A 19,633-nucleotide genomic window follows, 5' to 3' on the forward strand; every position below is an offset into this window, starting at 1 on the left:
CGGGGTTCCAAGGAAAGTGCTGTGAGCTGCAGCATTGTCAAAACAGCATTGCCAAAACAGATACAAAGGAGGAGCAAAATGCAACCGCGTAAATTGACGCTGACCAATTTTGGGCCATTTATACAAGAAGAAGTAGATTTTTCTGCTTTTGAAACCAACGGACTGTTTCTGATTAGTGGCCGTACTGGCGCTGGCAAGACGACGATTTTTGATGGCATGACGTATGCTTTGTTCGGTCAGACTTCGGGTAAGCTGCGCTCGCCTAAAGAAATGCGTTCGGCTTTTGCTACACCTGAAGAAGAGACCGAAGTGCGGTTTACTTTTGAACACGGTGGCTTTTTATATGAGGTTCAACGACGGCCGGAACAAGAAGTTACTAAAAAACGTGGCAATGGGATGACGAAGCGGGCAGCCAAAACCACGTTGACGATTTTTGACAGTAATGGTCAAGAACAGCGGCAAATCAGTAAGGATGTGGATAACTACATTCAGGAGCTGTTACATTTGACTGCCGATCAGTTCTTTAAGATTGTTATGTTGCCCCAAGGTGAATTTCGAAACTTTTTGGTGGCTTCCAGTTTAGATAAAGAGCAGGTGTTACGACGACTTTTTGACACCCAGTTATACGCACACCTGAATGACTGGCTGAAAGAGCGAGTGACGGTGGGTGGCGAAACACTTAAACTACTGGATATGAAGGCCCAGACATTGGCGGAACATTTTCAGTGGGCATCGGCTACGCCACCGGAAAGTGTCAGCTTGCCGGAATTAGCCGCAAATTGGCAGGTAGATATTGCCGGCCTAAAAGAGAAAGAACAGCTGACTGAAAAGCAGCTGCTGGAAGCACAAAAGGCTGAGAAGGTAGCGGAAGCCGCTTTCTACGATGGCAAGGAACGGCTGGGACAGTTTGAAGAATTGGCAAAACTAGAGGAAGCAGCGGAAGACTTGAAAGCACAGGCTGAGGAGATTGCCGGAGCGAGAAACAAGCTGCAACAGCTCCAGTGGGCCAAGGACAATCGTCATCTGTTGGAGAATCAGCGGGAGCAGCAGCTTCAAGAAAAGCTGCTGATGGACAAACTGGCGTCAGCTCAACAGCTGGCAGATGAGCTGCAGCAGGCTTTTGAAACGTGGCAAAAGGGACAGGCAGCACAGCGTAGTCGTAAAGAAGAGATGACCCAAAAAAGGCAGCACTTGACTGAAAAAGAGCTACAGCTGCCGCTAGCTCGCCGCAGTGAGGAAAAACGGCAAGAAGCTGCTTCTTTGCAGGATTCTTTGGCGCAAGTTACTGAGAGAGTTCAACAACTGATTCAAAAAGAGACTGAAAAAAAAGCACAGCTACAGCAGTTGGCGTTGCAATTGGCTGAAAAAACCGACCTGCAAGAATACAAGTTGCAATTGACGCAGTTGGAAAATCTGGTTGAAAAGTTGACGGACAGTCTTCAGCAAGCTAAGTCTGCAGAACAGGCAGTTACCGATGGACAACAGCAACTGAAAAAGATACAACAATCTCTCCAACAGCAGCAACAAAAGGTACAAGTAACTCATGAAGAATTATTGACATTAAAAAGTCGTCAGGCGGCATTGATGATTGCCAAGCTATCATTGGATTTACGTCCGGGAGAACCATGCCCGGTTTGTGGGGCATTGGAGCATCCTAAAGCACACAAGGAGCGGCCTGAATTTTCCGCAGCTGAAATCAGCGAAAATGAGCTGCAGTTGCAGGTATTGGAAACCACGTGGCAGCAAGCTGAAAAGGATTTAACGGCTCTTGAAACCAAAGCAGAACAACTAGCGGCAGAACTGGAACTGCTGGCTCGTAAGCTCACTGAGGCAAAAGCGGAGCAGGTGCGTCATGAGAATATTTTTGATGAAGCATTGGCTGCCATCAATGCTAAGGCTGTGTCGATCGCTTTAGCTGATCAAAGAGGGGCGACAGCTGATCTTACCCGTGCTACCACTGCAGAAGCCTTGGTAGCAGCCGCTGATTCGGTGGTTGCAGCAGTCAGTGACACCGCAACACCACCACAGATATTGTCCCACTTACAAAAAGCGTTACAACAAAAAGAAGAGCATCTGACAAAGACCGCCCAGCAAGCGGACCTTTTGCAACAAGAGTTAGCGCTTTTAGCAGCAGAGATAAAGAACGAAACCACAACTCAGCAACAATTAACCAGTCAATCTCAAAAGTTGCAGGGGGAATTGGCCATTTTGGAACTACAATTGGGGACTGCTCGGTTGCCAGAGCTGGAACAGGCGATTACTGAGCTGACTGAAACGGTTGCGAATCTGGAAGCGACGAGTGCTGCTTATGAAGAGCAAGGGCGTCAGCTGCAAGAAGAGCAGCTGACTACGGATGTTCGTTTGCAACAATTGACCGAAGCATTGACCACTCAGCAGCAAAAAGCAGCACAGGCCACAACAGCTCTTGAAAAGCTGTTGGAAAGTGCGCCATATGAGAAGGTGACTGCCGCTGATTTGACGGAGTTGGTAGCGGCTTTGTCTGAGCTTGAACCGTTGGAAAAGAAAATTTTTGACTTTACGCAGCAAGAAGATTTTGTGACCCGTCGTCGGCAAGAGTTGCAGGAAAAACTAAAGGAAACCATCACGCCGGAATTGGCGCCATTGGATGCTGCTTTTGAAGCTGCCCGCAAAGTTACCAAAGAGGTTCAAGAACAGCTATCTAAACAGCAACAACAGCGAATAAACAACGAGGCTACCTGTCAAGAATTGCAGCAACTGATTGCAGCCAACGAAGTACAAGTGGCTCAGCAGACGCAGCTGCTGCAATTAGCAGATACCGTCAGCGGCCGTAATGCCTATAAGACTAGTTTGGAACGCTACATCCTCCAGAGCTATCTGCAGGAGATCCTGTTGGTAGCCAATACGCGCTTGGCTCGTTTGAGTCGAGGACGTTACCAGTTTCAATTGGCAGACAAAGAAACTGGTGGTCGGGGTATGAAGGGATTGGACATTGATATTTACGATGACAATGCTGGGGATGCTCGGCGTGTCCAGACCCTTTCCGGTGGCGAAAGTTTTATCGCTGCATTGGCTTTGGCACTATCATTGGCGGATGTAATCCAAAATCGTGCCGGAGGGATTGCCATTGAAGCGTTGTTCATCGATGAAGGTTTCGGCTCATTGGACGAAGAATCTTTGGAGATGGCGATGGAGGCCCTCAGTATGATTGAAACGGAAGGGCGCATGATCGGAATCATCAGTCATGTGCAGGAATTGAAAACCAGTATTCCAAGACAAATCCTGGTGAAAGCTGACGGTGCCGGCCAAAGCCGCATCGAAATGCAGCTGGAAGCCAGTCAATGAATCCGCAGCACCGTTTTTAACACAGCTGACACACTTCCTTTGGTCAAAGTCTGACTATGGACAAGAAGTGGTTACTCTTTTGGTGTCAGGTAGTGGAAACGGCAAAAAGCGGAGGCAATAAATAGGAGGAAACCACATGAAATGGAGTATCCCGGAAAAGGTCATTGAACGGGGACGCGATTATTTGAAAGAGGGCCGGGTGCTGTCAGTGACACCGGATGCGGCGAATAATGTCTGGCATGCAGAAGTGCTGGGCAGCGAGCTGTATTTGGTAGATCTGGACGCCACTGCCAAAGAAGAAGATTACTGTCAGTGCCCTTATTGGGAAGAACACCATTATTGCAAGCATACGGTGGCTGTAGAATTGTATTTGCGGCAAGAGGGGAAGACCCGTCGTATCAAGGCTGACGACTTGGAAAAACCCAATGGCTTCTCTGCCTCGGAGATGTTTTCCAATGGCTTTTCTCGTCTGCGAGACGCCGAAGACAAGAAACCGCAGCCATTGAGTCTGCAGTTTGTCGTAGAAAGCATCCCTACCAATCCGTTTCATCCGGAGCTGTCTGTATTGGGCATCTCGGTGAAACTCGGCTATCGCGGGCAGACTCGCAATTATGTGGTGAAAAATATTTACCGCTTTTTGACGGCTTACCAAGAGGAAAAAAAACTGCTCTTGAACAAGCAATACCAGTTCCAATTGGGGACGGGGGCATTTACTGAGGCGGAAAATCAGCTGCTAAGAGAACTAGCCGGTTTGGCCCAAACGCAGGAATTGATGGGGCAGACGGGAATCCAAAATCGCGGCAAGCTGGATAAAAAATACCTACTGCTGCCGGTGGAATTTGGCCGAGATCTGTTGGAGCAAATGCGGATTTTTCCCACGGTGCTGCAGTTTGAAGAGGGAAAGCTGAGCCCAATACTTTTTGCTGATGAGGGGCAGCCATTAGCCTTTTCAGTGCGTAAAAAAGGAGAAGACTTTCAGCTGAGTATCGATCGGCTGTTTCGCCAACTCTTCAGCCATTATCGCTGGGGAGTTGCCGGCGAAGCCATCTATCCGCTGAGTCCAAAGCAACTGGAAATCTATCAGACATTAGAACAGCTACTGAAGCGCTTGCCAGAGCCGGTAATTGCCTATCCGAAAAATGAACTGTCGGTCTTATTTAAACAAGTGCTGCCTTTGTTGCGAGAATTAGGCGAAGTAACTGTCGCCGAAGAGGTTTACGAACACATCAGTGAGCAACCATTGGCAATCAAGTTTGTCCTGCGACGTAAGCAGGGCAAAATTCAAGTACAGCTGGACTTTCGTTATGGAACGACTACCTTTTCCAGTGATCCAAAATATCAGGTGAGTGCGGACAATCATCCAGAAATTATGCGGGATTATCAAAAGGAAGAGCGGGCACGGCATTTGTTGCAGCGCTTTGGCTTTGGTATCAATGACACCGGCTTTGCAAAAGAGATTCCGACTGGTGGCAAGCTGTTTGACTTTTTCACCAAAGAAGTGCCCGCGCTGCAGCAATTAGGCGAAGTATTGATGGGTAAAAAGCTGCGGGAGCTGTATCTGGATGCAGCCGGCCATCCTCCTAAGCTGACGGTAGATCAGGAAGGCTCCTGGTTAGATGTCCGCTTTGACATCTCAGGTATCGCTGACCATGAAATTGATGCGGTTTTGGCTAGTCTGTTGAATAATGACCGCTTTTACACATTGGAAAATGGGCAGATCATCACCTTTGATTCTGAAGAGTTTCAGCAGACTTCTCAAGCGCTGCAAAGTTTGCGGGACCAGCTGGCTAGTCAAAAAGGTCATCTGCAGCTGCCTTTGAACCAAGGATTGGCATTGCAAGAGCGGCTACAAGGAGATAATATTTCCTTTACGGCAGCCTTTTCTGAGATGGTCAAGGACTTGTTGCATCCGGAAACTTTCACGACACCACTGCCAGAGGGTCTGCAAGCGGAATTGCGAAACTATCAGGTGACAGGTTTCCGCTGGTTGAAAATGCTGAGTCATTACCACTTTGGCGGAATTTTGGCTGATGAAATGGGACTGGGGAAGACGCTGCAGGCAATCACCTACCTGCTTTCAGAAAAACAAGAGGGCAGTAAACTGCAAGCCTTGATCGTCTCACCTGCCAGTTTGACCTATAACTGGCAACAAGAGCTCAAGCGTTTTGCGCCACAGCTGAAAACAGCAGTGATTGGCGGCAATCGCAATGAGCGGGAAAAATTGCTGGCCGAGCCCTTGGATGTCTACATCACTTCTTATGCCAGCTTGCGTCAAGATGTGGATATGTACCAAAATCGACCAATCACCCATCTAATTTTGGACGAAGCACAGATGGTCAAAAATAGTACTACAAAAACCGCGCAAGCATTGCGATCCTTGCAGATTGATCATCGCTTTGCCCTCAGTGGTACGCCAATTGAAAACAATCTGGAAGAGCTGTGGTCATTGTTTCAGATGATTATGCCGGGCTTTTTCCCGAGTCGCCCGAAATTCAAGGAACTCTCCGCTGAAGCGGTAGCTAAAATGATTCGCCCCTTCATTTTACGGCGGGATAAAAAAGCGGTATTGAAGGATTTGCCGGATAAGCTGGAACGCAACTACTACAGTGCGCTGACGGAAGAGCAAAAGACGATTTATCTAGCTTATCTGCGGCAGATGCAAGAGCAGATCAGCGGTATGGATTCTCAAGCCTTTCGTAAAAATCGGATTGGGATCTTGGCCGGGCTGACGCGGCTACGACAAATTTGCTGTGACCCACGGCTGTTTATTGAAGACTATGAGGGTACCTCCGGAAAGCTGGAACAAGTGAAAGATCTGGTACAGGCTGCCAATGAAAACGGCCGGCGGATTTTATTGTTTTCTCAGTTTACCGGGATGCTGGACATCATCGAAGGAGAACTGGCGCAGATGGGGCTGACCAGCTTTTATCTGCGGGGCTCTACGCCGCCTAAAGATCGCATCAAGATGGTGGATGCTTTTAACGCTGGAGAAAAGGACGTCTTCTTGATTTCCCTGAAAGCCGGCGGTACCGGGCTGAACCTGACCGGAGCAGACACGGTGATCCTCTATGACCTCTGGTGGAATCCAGCGGTGGAAGAGCAGGCAGCTGGCCGGGCACATCGTATCGGTCAGAAGAAGGTGGTGGAAGTCTGGCGTTTGATTGCGGAAGGGACGATTGAAGAACGAATCGATTTATTGCAAAACGAAAAACGTGAACTCTTCCAAAAAGTCATCTCCGGCAATGAAGCTCAGATTCAGCAGTTGACAGAAGAAGATATCCGCATGATTTTAAATGCCGGTGCCGAGTAAGAATTTTTGGTACAGGTTTGAGCGAAAGCAGTCCATTCATAGCTGCTTTTGTATTAAAAAAAGGATCTTGTCTCACCTGAATTGGTGAAGCAAGATCCTTTTTGATAGTTGTTTTGCCAAGTTATCTCCGTAGGTAATTGAGATGGCGAGGTGGCATTGATTAGACGGACAGCGGCGCAAAGATTCCGCAAACGGTGTCGTGGAGTTGATCGAAACCGTTCAATTCCAAATCGAAGAGCTCCTGTTCGCCATGGGGGATGTCTCGCAGACGATGGTTGAACCACAGGGCATGCCAGTCACAGCTTTTGGCACCGACGATGTCATTTTCAAAGCTGTCGCCTACATATAAAGTAGTTTTACCGTCAAAGCCAAAGCGCTCTTCGGCCAATTGGAAGATTTCCCGTTCTGGTTTTTGGAAGCCTGTTGCTTGGGAAATAATCACGTTGTCTGGATGAATCCAGTGCAAAAGACCCAGTTGTTTGACTTTTTTGTATTGGTGGTCGGTGGGACCGTTGGTGATGATCCCCATTGGAATCTCATTTTCTTTCAGGAAATCCAGTGTCTTGCGGACTTCTTCGTGCAATGTAATATTGTCCAGTTCTTCTTCATAGATAGCTTGAAAGCGCAGTGCGTTAGTATCAGAAATACTGTCATAGCCCAGATCTCGCAGCGACTGTTGGATGCGATAATTACGCATAGTCACGAGGTCCCATTCGCCAGTCAAGACTTTCGGGAAAAGCTCATCAGAATGAACACGGAAACGGATGTACAGATCGTGCATGTCATCATCACAAAAATCAGTTACGATTTTGTGGACGGCATTTTTAAACGGTTGTTGCTGATCATAAAGTGTATCATCGACATCAAATACGATTGCTTGAATCAAAGTTCGACACGCCTTTCGATTTCTGTAAATTTTCATGTGGCTCACACAGGTATCATTCTAGCAGAAATTCGACGAAAAAAAAGGCGAAAACCGCGGTATATAAAGGTTTATTCTACCTTAAAAGCTCTCGGAGGCGACCTGGCAACAATCCGCTATTTTCAGTTTTCTTTACCGAAAAAAGATTTTGCATTGCCCAAATGCTTTCCTTATAATGAATAGGATCTGTTCTTTGGCGAATTTGCCGTCAACGAGCAAGAGTGAAGAGAAGAGAGGATAAGAGATGTTACGACGTTTTTTTAGTTACTATCGTCCTTATAAGGGCTTGTTTTTGTTGGATTTTGGCTGTGCGATTCTGGTGGGGGCCTTAGAGCTGGCGTTTCCGGTGGCGGTTAATCAGGTGATTGACGACATCATGCCCCGTCATGATTTCAAGCTGGTGATGCTGGCGTGTGCCGGATTGTTTGCCTTTTATGCCATCAACACCGCATTGCAGTATATTGTGATCTTTTTTGGACACAAGTTGGGGGTCAATATTGAGACCGATATGCGTAAAGACTTGTTTCGTCATTTGCAGCGACAGTCCTTTGCCTATTATGACGAACAAAAAACCGGTAATCTCATCAGTCGACTGACCACTGATTTGTTTGAAATCTCTGAAGTGGCGCATCATGGTCCGGAAGATGTTTTCATCACCATCATGACGCTGGTAGGTTCTTTTGCGCTGATGTTTCACTCTCATGCAAAACTGGCGGTGGCAACCTTTGCTCTATTGCCGCTGATTACCATTGCCTTGGTTTTCTTCAATAAAAAGATGACACAGGTAAATACCCGCATCTATGAAAATCTGGGAGATTTCAATGCCGGTGTGGAAGCCAGTGTCAGTGGTATTCGAGTGACCCAATCCTTTGCCAATGAGCCCTTTGAAGGTGAGCGCTTTGACGGACTCAGCCAAGGGTATCGCCAATCTAAAATTAAATTTTACAAAGTGATGGCCGCAAGTTCAGCTTATAACTACTTGCTGATTCGCTCAATCAGTCTTTTTACCCTGATTTTTGGAGCGTATTATGTGATTCAAGGGGAGCTGACGTATGGTCAGTTCGTCTTCTTCATCTTGCTGTCAAACGTGTTTGTTCGGCCAATTGAGAAGGTGAATAACATGATTGAAAGCTATCCTAAAGGTTTTGCTGGTTTTAAGCGGCTGACCGATGAGCTGGATCGGCAACCGGAAATTCAAGATCGTCCGGGGGCGGTTGCAGTCAAAAGCCTGCGAGGAGACATTCATTATGATGACATCTCTTTTGCTTACGGTGACGACAACAAAAAGGTACTGAGTCATATTGATTTGCAGATCAAACCAGGGGAAACCGTCGCCTTGGTGGGCCAAAGCGGTTCTGGTAAGACGACATTGAGCAATTTATTGCCCCGATTTTATGATGTGACCGCTGGAGCCATTACCATTGACGGCATGGATATTCGGGATATGACTTTGGAATCCTTGCGCAATCAAATTGGGATTGTGCAACAAGAAGTTTTCTTGTTCCCCGGCACCATTCGTGAAAACATCGCGTACGGCAAATTAGATGCTACTGATGAAGAAATCGAGACAGCGGTAAGATTGGCACACCTTGAAGACGCTGTCGCCAATATGAAAGATGGGCTAGACACGTCTATTGGCGAGCGGGGAGTGAAACTTTCCGGTGGTCAGCGGCAGCGGGTGGCTATCGCACGGATGTTCTTGAAAAATCCATCAATCCTAATCTTAGATGAAGCCACATCGGCATTGGATAGCGAAACTGAAAAAGTAATTCAAGAATCATTGAATTCTTTAGCCGCTGGTCGTACCACATTGATCATTGCGCATCGTCTGGCAACTATCAAATATGCTACCCGTATCGTAGTGGTAAGTGACAAGGGCATCTTGGAGCAAGGGAGCCATGAGCAGCTATTGAATCAACAGGGACCCTATGCAGCACTCTATCAGTCGCAATTCCGTTAATTGTCAAAAATTTCCAAAATGTAGAAATAAAATGACATAAAACTCAACGTGCTTTCTAGTTTTTTAGCGGATTCTTTCTTAAAAAAATTCTTTTCTACCTTTTTTCAGGTATTAAAAAAATGAGGTTTCAGAGTGAAGGATTTCTTCAAAAAAAACGTTTATTTTGTGGTATTCTGTTTTTCCAAATTTGCCTTTTACTGACTAAAAAATAACTGAACTATACAAGTTGGCGACGATGAGCATGAAAAATTTTCTTTCCTGAGAATCCCGCGTAGTTCTTCATTATTGATCGATGTAAGCTTTTTCATAAACGTAGTCAAAAAATAATTTTTTTGAACAGAATATAAAGTGCGAATCGACTCGAAAAATTCTTAACAGCCGATTTAAGTAAATGTTTCACTAAATATATTGGCGGTTTTAGTTTCGATTAATATGGGAATAAAATTTGTAAATTCTCATTTATAAAAAATGAAAATTCCTGAAAACCGGTAAAAACGTGGGATGAGGCATTAAGGTAAATTTAATTTTACGAATATTTTTTTGAGAAAAGACTGGATATTTGATTTTTCATTGGGTATAATAGAGTCAGATTTAAAGATGAGGGCGATTCAATGAGACCCTCCAAGATATAAAAAGGAGTGATTACGTTGTTGACACTTTATACTTCCCCAAGTTGTACGTCATGCAGAAAAGCTCGCGCGTGGTTGCAAGAGCATGAGATTCCTTTTGTCGAAAGGAACATCTTCTCAGAGCCTTTGAATATTTCTGAATTGAAGGCAATCTTGCAAATGACTGAAGATGGAACCGAAGAGATCATCTCTACTCGTTCCAAAGTCTTCCAAAAACTGAATATTGATTTAGATGAATTGCCGTTGCAAGAATTGCTTGATCTGGTCCAAGAAAATCCGGGTCTACTGCGTCGTCCAATCATGATCGACGAAAAACGCCTGCAAGTTGGTTTCAATGAAGATGAAATCCGTCGCTTCCTGCCTCGTGAAGTTCGCCAATTGGAACTGCGCCACGCACAATTGATGGCTGGCCTTTAAAATTATCTATGACTGACGGAGACAGAAGAAATATATTCTGTCTCTTTTTTTTGCTCTAAACCCCGAATATGATGAAGTTTTTTCAATCAAAGGAGTCCGCTTTTGTGTGACTGATTTTAGGAAGTTTCATGATGCTCTTGATCCTGATGTCCCGCCTTCGTTTGAAGAAACAGCAATGCTCGATGTACCAAAAAAGTACCAGCTGCTGATTCAGCCTGAAAAATTTTAGTCAGGCAGCATTTGAACTATTTCGTAAGTAAAAGACGACTCTCTGCCAATCACTTTGAATGGCAGAGAGTCGTCTTTTGGAATTTTATGTTTGGTAATGCTCACTTTGCAGGAGTGTCACTGCCACTACCTATTTTAAAGTTTAGTCTGTAAAATAGTAGCGGGTCAGCTCAAGTGCATCATGTTCCATCAAGAGCTTGCCATGTTCTGACAAAACTTCTGATGTGGCGCTGCTGCGGCGAGCAAACTCAGCCATATAGGCTAAATAGTCTTCAATCTGGCCGTCGCTGATCAATTCATCGACAAATTCCACTTCCAAAAAGTAGAAGCCGGCCATTTGATAAAGATTGCTGATCACGCAATCCAGCTGTACCGCTTGGGCCATCAATACCAACTGCTCAAAGTCTGTCATCTCATAGATAAATTTACGAGGCAGCGGGTCTTGCGTGTCACGACTGTTTTCTTGCAGCTGCTCACCGATAGTCCGGCGCAAGATGGAGCCGGGCTCATCTGGGAAATCCTCGGCAAACTCATCAAGGTCGTTGAGATCCTCCATGTTGAGGTTCTTGCTGATGAATAATTCCAGGCCGTCTCCTTTAGGTAGTACTTGGAAGGTCACGGCTTCGCTTCCTTTGAATTCTTCATCTATATCGACTTCTTCGAGAATGCTGTAAAAGAAATTTTCGACTTCATTGTGATTGCCTAAAAGATCCAAAAAGGTGATTCCCCGCGCAGCTAAATCTTCACTTTTGATTAGGACCCGGATAGTATTTTCGTTAATGTGTTCCATTTCCATTTTTAGCTACACCTCATTTTCACGTGTTTTCAATATGTATCCATTGTAACGAAACTCCCCCAAAAGTAAAGGAAAACCTGTCACTCTAAAGAGAATCCTAAGGCCCGGCCAAACCGAAAATTGACTGCAGGTGCCACGCCCAAAAGCGGTCTGCAGAAGCCTGAAACATTTCATGGAGCCAAATGCGTATCTCCTTTTGTAAATCAAAAAGGGAGGTAGACAGATGCTGATTGCTAAGGACCAAGAGGGTTGTTTGATTACTGGGGCAGCATACCGGCAGACAGGGAAAGAAAAAGAGCAAAGGGCTTTAGTATGTCCTGGTTGTGGCAAAGGAGTAATCTTTAAAAACGGTAATGAGAAAATTCCCCACTTCGCCCATCGTGCCAACCACGAGTGCTACACGTTTTCTGAAGGGGAGTCACCGGAGCATTTGGCCGGAAAAGAATTGTTGCAGCGAATTCTACCGCCAGAGGCTTGCTTGGAGGCCTACTTACCGGAACTCTCACAGCGGCCAGATTTATTATGGCGACGCTTGGCGGTGGAATTTCAGTGCTCTGCGCTTTCTGCCCAAAGGCTTCAGGAACGAACGGAAAATTATTTGGCGCAGGGATATGACCCTTGGTGGATTTTGGGCCGGCATTTTTTGCCGGAAAAAGGATTGCGCTGGTCACAAGTAGCCAAAGCCGTGGTGCGCGATTCACCTCAAGGGCTGGAACTGTGGGGATTGAATACTTCAAAAGAAAGTTTGCTGTATTATCATGAGTTGGACTGGCATTATCAAGAAGGCACGCTGTTTTCTGTTACAGAGCATGGGGTGGGAGAAGCGTTATTTGCCGGCTTGTTTCATCCTGGTGAGCTAAGACGAAAACGAAAAGTACAGCCGAAATGGCGGATTGCCGAGTATCGTTTGCAGATACAGCGATGGTTGCTCGTTCGTTCAAAGCGGGTCTTGCGCTTGCAAGGCTGTTGCTATGAGCGAGGTGGCAATCTACTGGCTTTGCCGGATTGGTGTTATCTGCCGGGAAGCTGTCAATTTTTGTTAGAGCAGCAGTTGGTGTACTTACGTTTTTTGTTTTTACTGGATCCAGAAGCAAGTTTTGCCGCTTGGCATCTTGAAGCCAGCCAGGTGGTGGAGTGGCCGTTTCTGCTTTTGGATAAAAAAGCCGTGCTGGAAGAAGTTTTTCGCGAATGCTGTCGTTTGTGGCAAGCTATTTAGGAAAGGAGCGGCGCAGCTCAGTTCAATTTCTCGTATTGCCAGTTTATTTGACGCTGCCCTTGGTTATCGAAGATTATTTTTATTGGCTGAAGCAGTTCCTTCATAAAAGCCGCTAGTCTGAAAGTCTTAGGACTAGAAAATTCTGAATACTGTGATAACATAGGGGTGTCCGCTCTTGGTAAAAGCGCTATCTATTGCGTTACTAGCCAAGACACGGGGAAAACAATAGCATTTGCGGAAATTTTCGCAAAGAAAAGGGGAACGGGTATGACTGAAACAACACAATTGCCAACACGAGAATCACTGCCAGCAGATCTGACTTGGGATTTGACGCTGATTTTTAAAGATGATGCGGCCTTTGATGGCGCTTTTGCTGACTTGAAACAAGAGATTACCAAAGTGGGAGATTACAAAGGAACCTTGGCGCAAGGGCCGGAAGCTTTTAAAGCAGCCGTAACTTTCATGCTGGATGTCTATCGCCGTCTCGAAACACTTTATGTCTATTCTCATTTGAAAAACGATCAAGATACAGCGAATGCTGCTTATCAAGGAATGTATGCCAGAGCTTCCAGTCTTTTAGCGGAAACCAGTGAGGCACTGTCTTGGTTTGAACCAGAACTTTTGGGCTTGTCAGATGACGTGATTTGGGGCTACTTTGAACAAGATCCTTCACTGGAAGTCTATCGTCACTATGTGAAACAACTGGTGGACAATCGACCACATATCTTACCAGCAGAACAAGAAGCGTTGTTGGCTGGTGCCGGTGAAATCTTTGGCGCGGCGAGCAATACGTTCTCTGTTTTAAACAATGCCGACCTCGTCTTTCCTACTATTGAAGGCAGCGACGGAGAAAAAATTCAGCTGTCCCACGGTGTTTATGGGCAATTGATGGAAGCGACTGATCGTCGTGTGCGAGAAGCAGCTTTCAAAGGGTTGTATTCTGTTTACGAACAATTCCGCAATACCTTTGCCCAAACGCTGACTACCAATGTCAAAGGACACAACTATAAAGCGAAAGTTCGTAACTTTGCCTCGGCTAGAGAAGCAGCCTTAAGTGGCAACCATATTCCAGAAAGTGTGTATGACACCTTGGTAACGGTGGTCAATAAGAATTTGCCGCTGCTGCATCGATATGTCCAGCTGCGTAAGCGACTGTTGGCTGTCGACGAGCTGCATATGTATGATATGTATACACCAATTATCGGTGAAGCGCCGATCAGCTACACTTATGAAGAAGCAGTAGCCAAAGCCAAAGCCGCTTTGCAACCTTTGGGAGCAGAATATCAAGGCGTTGTGGAGGAAGCCTTCGCTAACCGCTGGATTGATGTCGTTGAAAATAAAGGAAAACGCAGTGGCGCTTATTCTTCTGGCGCTTATGATACGGCACCATATATCTTGATGAACTGGCATGATACACTGGATCAGCTTTTCACTTTGGTTCATGAGATGGGTCACAGCGTTCACAGCTATTTCACCCGCAGTAATCAGCCATATGTCTACGGGGATTACTCGATTTTCTTGGCAGAGATTGCCTCTACGACCAATGAAAATATTTTAACTGAGTACTTGTTGGAAACAGAAACTGATCCTCGGGTCAAAGCTTATGTCTTAAATCATTATTTGGACGGGTTCAAAGGAACCATTTTCCGGCAGACTCAATTTGCTGAGTTTGAGCATTTCATCCACATGGAAGATGCAAAAGGAACCCCGCTAACAGCAGAGTTTCTCAGTGACAACTACGGCGAATTGAACGAGAAATACTATGGCACAGCAGTCGCAGCTGATCCTGAAATCAAACTGGAATGGTCCCGGATTCCCCATTTCTACTATAATTACTATGTCTTCCAATACGCAACCGGCTTTTCTGCTGCTTCAGCACTGGCAAAAAAAGTATTAGATAAAGAACCGAATGCTTTGGAAAACTACCTAAACTATCTGAAATCCGGTTCCAGCGATTACCCAATCGAAGTCATGAAAAAAGCCGGCGTCGATATGACTAAAGCCGACTATATCGAAGACGCGATGAAAGTTTTTGAACAACGCTTGAATGAACTAGAAGCCTTGATTGAAGAAATTGCTGACTGATTGCGCCAGCTAGCGGCACAAACTGCTAAAAAAAGGACAAGCCTAACTTGTTCAAAAATTGCTCTTCTTCAGCCTTTGAAATTCTTAACAACGAAAAGACAAGTCACTTCCACTATTTTCAATGGAAGTGACTTGTCTTTTGTTTCCGGCTCACATTTTGTAATGTTGACCTTGGAAAACGTGATCGGTTTTGCTTTTAATTGAAGCAAGGCGGCCTTTAGCTCTCAAGCATCTTTTACTGTCTCGGTGGTAATGGTGGAAGGGGAGATACCAAACTGCTTTTTGAAGGATTTACTAAAGTGGTAGGCGTCTTGGTAGCCGACTGCTTTAGCCACTTCTTTGATGGTGCTCTTGCCTTTTTTCAACAGGTCCATGGCATGGGTCAGGCGGATATTGATCAAGTAGTTGATAGGGCTCATGCCGACAGATTCTTTAAAAATGCGTGAGAGGTATGTGGGGCTGACGAAGTGATCCAGCGCCAGTTTTTCCAGTGTGATTTCTTCTTGGTAGTTGTTTTCGATGAAATAAATGGTTTGGTTCACGATTTTCTGATGCCGTTTTTCACTGGAAGTCAACTGCGGCAAAATACTGGTATGTTGCTCAGTCAAGCCTCGCAGGATATACGCCAAAATCTGAATAACTTGCCCTTTATGCATCAACTTAAACTCGCTCCCCTCATCATTGAGCTCGCGAATGGCCTCCCACGCTTTGTCGATGACGTTGTGCTGATAGCGCCCCAGCTCTAATAACGGTTGTGTATTAGGAAAAAAGTTACGTTTAAGGCCGTCCAGTGAGATGTTTCGCAAGCCGATGTGGAGTTGGTGAGAACAAGTGTTGGGCGCTTGCCATTCACTGTGTTTGACGCCGGGATTAAATAGCAGAATTTCACCGGCCCGTACTACGAGAGGTTCTTGGGGGCCAAACTGATACATGGCCTCACCTTCCAGCATGATGGTGATTTCTAGAAAGTCGTGGCTGTGCATCTTACTAAAATTGTCCGGCTTGTTCCAAGGATCGAACAAGTAGATGATTTCGGGATTGAAGGTTTGCGGATTTACTAGCTGCATGTTGGATTCTCCGTTGTTTTTATGTGCTTTTGCGGGTCAGGTCAGATAATAATATTCTACATCAAAAAAACTAAAATATCCCATTTCAATCAAAATTAAATGGGTTAAGCTATATAAACGACAGGAGGTATGTCAGAAAAATGAGCAATGCACAGTGGATTTGGCAATATGTCAAACAGTACAAGGGGAAAATCGCTCTTGCCACTTTGTTTTTGATCGGAAATGCGATCTTAATCGTCATCAATCCGTATCTGGGCAAAATGGTGGTGGACCAAGTCATTTATAAAAATGAAGTGAACTTATTGATTCCGTTAATCGCTATTATGATTGGGACCACCTTGGTACGAACGATAATGCGCTATTCCTATCAGATTTTGTGGGAGCGGGTAGGGCAAAATACGATCTTTCAACTGCGGGAAGATATGTATAAAAAATTGCAGGAATTGGACTTTGATTTCTTCAACCATACACGGGTGGGGGATATCATGGCCCGCATGACTGGGGATACCGATGCGATTCGTCATTTCGTTTCCTGGGTCATCTATAACATCATGGAATGTGTCATCTGGTTTATGGCAGCGGTTGCGGTAATGGCTTTCATCAACTGGAAGCTGATGTTGGCGTTGGTAGCGGTGACGCCGGTTATCTTCTTGATGACCAATGGCATGGGGAAAAAAGCCCGTCCGTTGTTCTTTGAAATTCGGGAAAGTTTTTCACGGTTGAACTCAATGGTAGAAGAAAACATCGGTGGCAATCGAGTGGTCAAAGCCTTTGCCAGAGAAGATTTCGAAATCGAAAAATTCAATGGCTACAACGATGATTTCAAACAGCGAAACATGGCCTCGGCCAAGGTTACTCGGACGTATCTGCCGGTTTTAGACGGTTTGGCAGGTTCATTGGGTGCGATTACACTGATTTTCGGTGGTGCTCTTTGTATTCAAGGGACCATGACGATAGGTGATTTGGTCGCATTCAATGGTTATTTGTGGATGTTGAACAATCCGATGCGGATGGCCGGCTGGTTGATCAATGATGTTCAGCGTTTCTCAGCAGCCTGCATCAAGATTCGTCAAATGTTAAATGCGGAGCCCCAAATTGAAGTTTCCGAAGAAAACCAAGTGGTACCAATCAAAGGATTTGTGGAATTCCAAGATGTTTCCTTCCACTTTTCCGATGATCCTAATCACAATGTTTTGGAAAACGTCAACTTCAAGATTGCACCAGGGCAGTCCATCGGGATTTTAGGTGAAACGGGTTCTGGTAAGACAACACTGGTGAATCTGGTGGGACGTTTTTATGATCCGACGACTGGGAAAGTGCTGATTGACGGCAAGGATGCCAAAGATTATCCAGTCCGCCAGTTGCGGGAAAACATCTCCATGGTTATGCAAGACGTTTTCTTGTTTTCCAACACTATCAGCGACAATATCGCATTTGGGAATCCTTATGCTGACAGTGATTATGTTCGGCAAATGGCGGTGGTGGCCGATGCGGACGCGTTTATTTCTCGAATGCCACAAGGGTATGAAACAATCGTTGGTGAGCGGGGTGTCGGTTTATCCGGCGGTCAAAAACAGCGGATTTCATTGGCCCGGGCTTTGGTGAAAGACCCATCGATTTTGATCTTGGACGACACCACGTCAGCCGTTGATATGGAGACGGAAAGTAAAATCCAGCAGGAGTTGGCGAAACTAACAGAAGCAAAGACCACTTTTATCATCGCCCATCGTATCTCTTCAGTGCGGGATGCCGACTTAATCTTGATGATGGAAAAAGGCCGTGTAGTGGAACAAGGAACCCACGAAGAGCTGGTTTCAAAAGGCGGCAAGTATTACGAAGTGTACCAAAAACAACTAGGACTTACTGGAGGTGAGGCAAATGGCACGGAATAAATTCGATGTGGATGAGGAATTGGATCAGGAGTTTTCCTGGTCGGATCTCAAGCGCTTGGCTCAATATATCAAGCCCTATAAAGGACCGATAATCAAAGTCCTGGCTACGATTATCCTGGCCAATACAGCCGGTATGCTGGCGCCCATCTTCACTCAGCGGGCCATCGATACCTCGATTCCGCAAAAAAATATGCAAGAATTGCTGCTGATTGGTGCAGCGTTTCTAGTCACGCTGGTGGTCATTGCTATCTGCATGCGCTACCGGATCTTCCACATTACAGAAATTGGGCAAGATGTCTTGAAGGACATGCGCTTTGATATTTTTGAACATTTGCAACGACTGCCTTTCTCTTATTTTGACAATCGGCCCCACGGTAAGATTTTGATTCGAGTGGTCAATTATATCAATACCTTGAGTGACTTGTTGAGTAACGGTTTGATCAACTTAATCTCTGATATTTTCAACGTGATTATCACGCTGGTATTTATGTTCTCCATTGACTTTAAACTGACGTTGTACAGCTTGATGCTTTTGCCGGTCTTGTTCGTGATGGTCTTGTTCATCCAAGGCAAGCAGCGAGTCGCTTATCAAGTTTTAAGTAACAAGCAGTCAAATATGAACGCCTATATCCATGAAAGTATTTCGGGAATCAAGATTACACAATCTTTTGCCCGTGAAGAAGAAAATCTACGGGTTTTCCAAGAAGTTTCTGAAGACTATCGGAGTTCCTGGATGCATGCGGTTAAAATTCAGTTTCTCTTATGGCCAGGGGTCCAAAATATTTCTGTAATCACTATGTGTATCATCTATTTTGTCGGTGTGCGCCAAATTGGTGTGGAGGTTTCCACTGGGACGCTGATTGCATTTATCGCCTATATCAATAACTTTTGGAACCCAGTAATCAATATTGGGAACTTCTACAACAGCTTGATTACTGCTACGGCCTATTTGGAACGAATCTTTGAAACCATGGATGAAGTGCCGGATATTCAAGACAAACCAGGCGCAATCGAATTGCCACAGATCAAAGGAAATGTTGATTTTGAGCATGTGACTTTCCGCTATGAAGAAGGCAAGGACATTCTAAAAGACGTCAGCTTCCATATTGACGCTGGTCAGTCCATTGCCTTAGTAGGACCGACAGGAGCAGGTAAGACGACTGTCATCAACTTGTTGAGCCGTTTTTACGACATCAATGAAGGATCCGTGAAAATCGACGGATACGATGTTCGGGATGTCACTTTAAATTCACTGCGGCGTCAGATGGGGGTTATGCTGCAAGATACCTTCGTCTTTTCAGGAACGATTATGGAAAACATCCGCTATGGTAAATTGGACGCTACCGAAGAAGAAATCATCGCCGCAGCCAAAGTTGTGCGGGCCCATGATTTCATCAAAGAGCTGAAAGATGGCTACAATACCGTTGTAGAAGAACGAGGGAGCACCTTGTCTGCCGGCCAGCGTCAGCTCATCTCCTTTGCTCGGGCGCTTTTAGCAGATCCAAAAATCCTGATTCTGGATGAAGCCACGTCTTCCATTGATACCAAGACCGAAGAACTCTTACAAGAAGGCTTGTTGAAATTATTGGAAGGACGAACCTCATTTATCATCGCCCACCGATTGTCTACCATCAAAAATTCTGACAAGATTTTCTATGTTTCCGGCGGTACCATTGCCGAAGCCGGCAGTCACGACGAGTTGATGGCCCAAGGTGGCTTGTACCATCATTTGTACCAATCGCAATACGATCTCTTGCAGGCAATTTAAGAGAGCTGATGAACAGTAA

Annotated in this window: 11 protein-coding genes; 8 read left to right on the top strand and 3 right to left on the bottom strand. The window is 45.5% G+C overall.

The genetic code is table 11. The features are described 5' to 3' along the window. Positions 1-78 precede the first annotated feature (78 nt). Positions 79-3,324 carry an AAA family ATPase gene (locus tag BAU14_RS04300; protein ID WP_161898852.1) on the top strand — a complete coding sequence of 1,082 codons (3,246 nt, stop codon included), beginning with the start codon at positions 79-81 and terminating at the stop codon, positions 3,322-3,324. A 136-nt stretch (positions 3,325-3,460) separates the two neighbouring features. Next, positions 3,461-6,634, top strand: coding sequence for a DEAD/DEAH box helicase (locus BAU14_RS04305; RefSeq protein WP_161898853.1), 3,174 nt, complete (start codon positions 3,461-3,463; stop codon positions 6,632-6,634). 160 nt (positions 6,635-6,794) lie between these two features. On the opposite strand, the gene BAU14_RS04310 is transcribed toward BAU14_RS04305, so the two are convergent. Then, entirely contained in the window at positions 6,795-7,520 is a 726-nt protein-coding gene (locus tag BAU14_RS04310) for an HAD family hydrolase (RefSeq protein WP_161898854.1), read from the bottom strand. 280 nt (positions 7,521-7,800) lie between these two features. Between BAU14_RS04310 and BAU14_RS04315 the strand changes: the two genes are divergently transcribed. Continuing rightward, a complete protein-coding gene (locus BAU14_RS04315; protein ID WP_161898855.1) occupies positions 7,801-9,516 on the top strand; it encodes an ABC transporter ATP-binding protein in 1,716 nt (571 codons plus the stop codon). A gap of 647 nt (positions 9,517-10,163) precedes the next feature. After that, on the top strand, positions 10,164-10,562 hold the full coding sequence (gene spxA, locus BAU14_RS04320) for a transcriptional regulator SpxA (protein WP_161898856.1): 399 nt from the start codon (positions 10,164-10,166) through the stop codon (positions 10,560-10,562). Positions 10,563-10,932: 370 nt separating this feature from the next. On the opposite strand, the gene BAU14_RS04325 is transcribed toward spxA, so the two are convergent. Then, positions 10,933-11,586 (bottom strand): adaptor protein MecA, encoded by a 654-nt coding sequence (locus BAU14_RS04325; RefSeq protein ID WP_161898857.1) that lies wholly within the window; start codon positions 11,584-11,586, stop codon positions 10,933-10,935. Positions 11,587-11,809: 223 nt separating this feature from the next. On the opposite strand from BAU14_RS04325, the gene BAU14_RS04330 reads away from it, so the two are divergent. Further along, positions 11,810-12,802 carry a competence protein CoiA gene (locus tag BAU14_RS04330; protein ID WP_161898858.1) on the top strand — a complete coding sequence of 331 codons (993 nt, stop codon included), beginning with the start codon at positions 11,810-11,812 and terminating at the stop codon, positions 12,800-12,802. Positions 12,803-13,069: 267 nt separating this feature from the next. Next, on the top strand, positions 13,070-14,887 hold the full coding sequence (pepF, locus tag BAU14_RS04335; protein WP_161898859.1) for an oligoendopeptidase F: 1,818 nt from the start codon (positions 13,070-13,072) through the stop codon (positions 14,885-14,887). A gap of 224 nt (positions 14,888-15,111) precedes the next feature. On the opposite strand, the gene BAU14_RS04340 is transcribed toward pepF, so the two are convergent. Continuing rightward, the gene (locus BAU14_RS04340) at positions 15,112-15,954 is read right to left on the bottom strand and encodes a helix-turn-helix transcriptional regulator (RefSeq protein ID WP_161898860.1); all 843 of its coding nucleotides are present in this window, start codon (positions 15,952-15,954) and stop codon (positions 15,112-15,114) included. A gap of 140 nt (positions 15,955-16,094) precedes the next feature. On the opposite strand from BAU14_RS04340, the gene BAU14_RS04345 reads away from it, so the two are divergent. Then, the gene (locus BAU14_RS04345) at positions 16,095-17,846 is read left to right on the top strand and encodes an ABC transporter ATP-binding protein (RefSeq protein WP_161898861.1); all 1,752 of its coding nucleotides are present in this window, start codon (positions 16,095-16,097) and stop codon (positions 17,844-17,846) included. Next, positions 17,833-19,614: an ABC transporter ATP-binding protein gene (locus BAU14_RS04350; RefSeq protein ID WP_161898862.1), complete on the top strand. Its 1,782-nt coding sequence runs from the start codon at positions 17,833-17,835 to the stop codon at positions 19,612-19,614. The genes BAU14_RS04345 and BAU14_RS04350 overlap by 14 nt, the downstream gene beginning before the upstream one ends. Positions 19,615-19,633: the final 19 nt, after the last annotated feature.

It is taken from the genome of Candidatus Enterococcus leclercqii (genome assembly GCF_009933135.1).
GTDB classification, from domain to species: domain Bacteria; phylum Bacillota; class Bacilli; order Lactobacillales; family Enterococcaceae; genus Enterococcus_C; species Enterococcus_C leclercqii.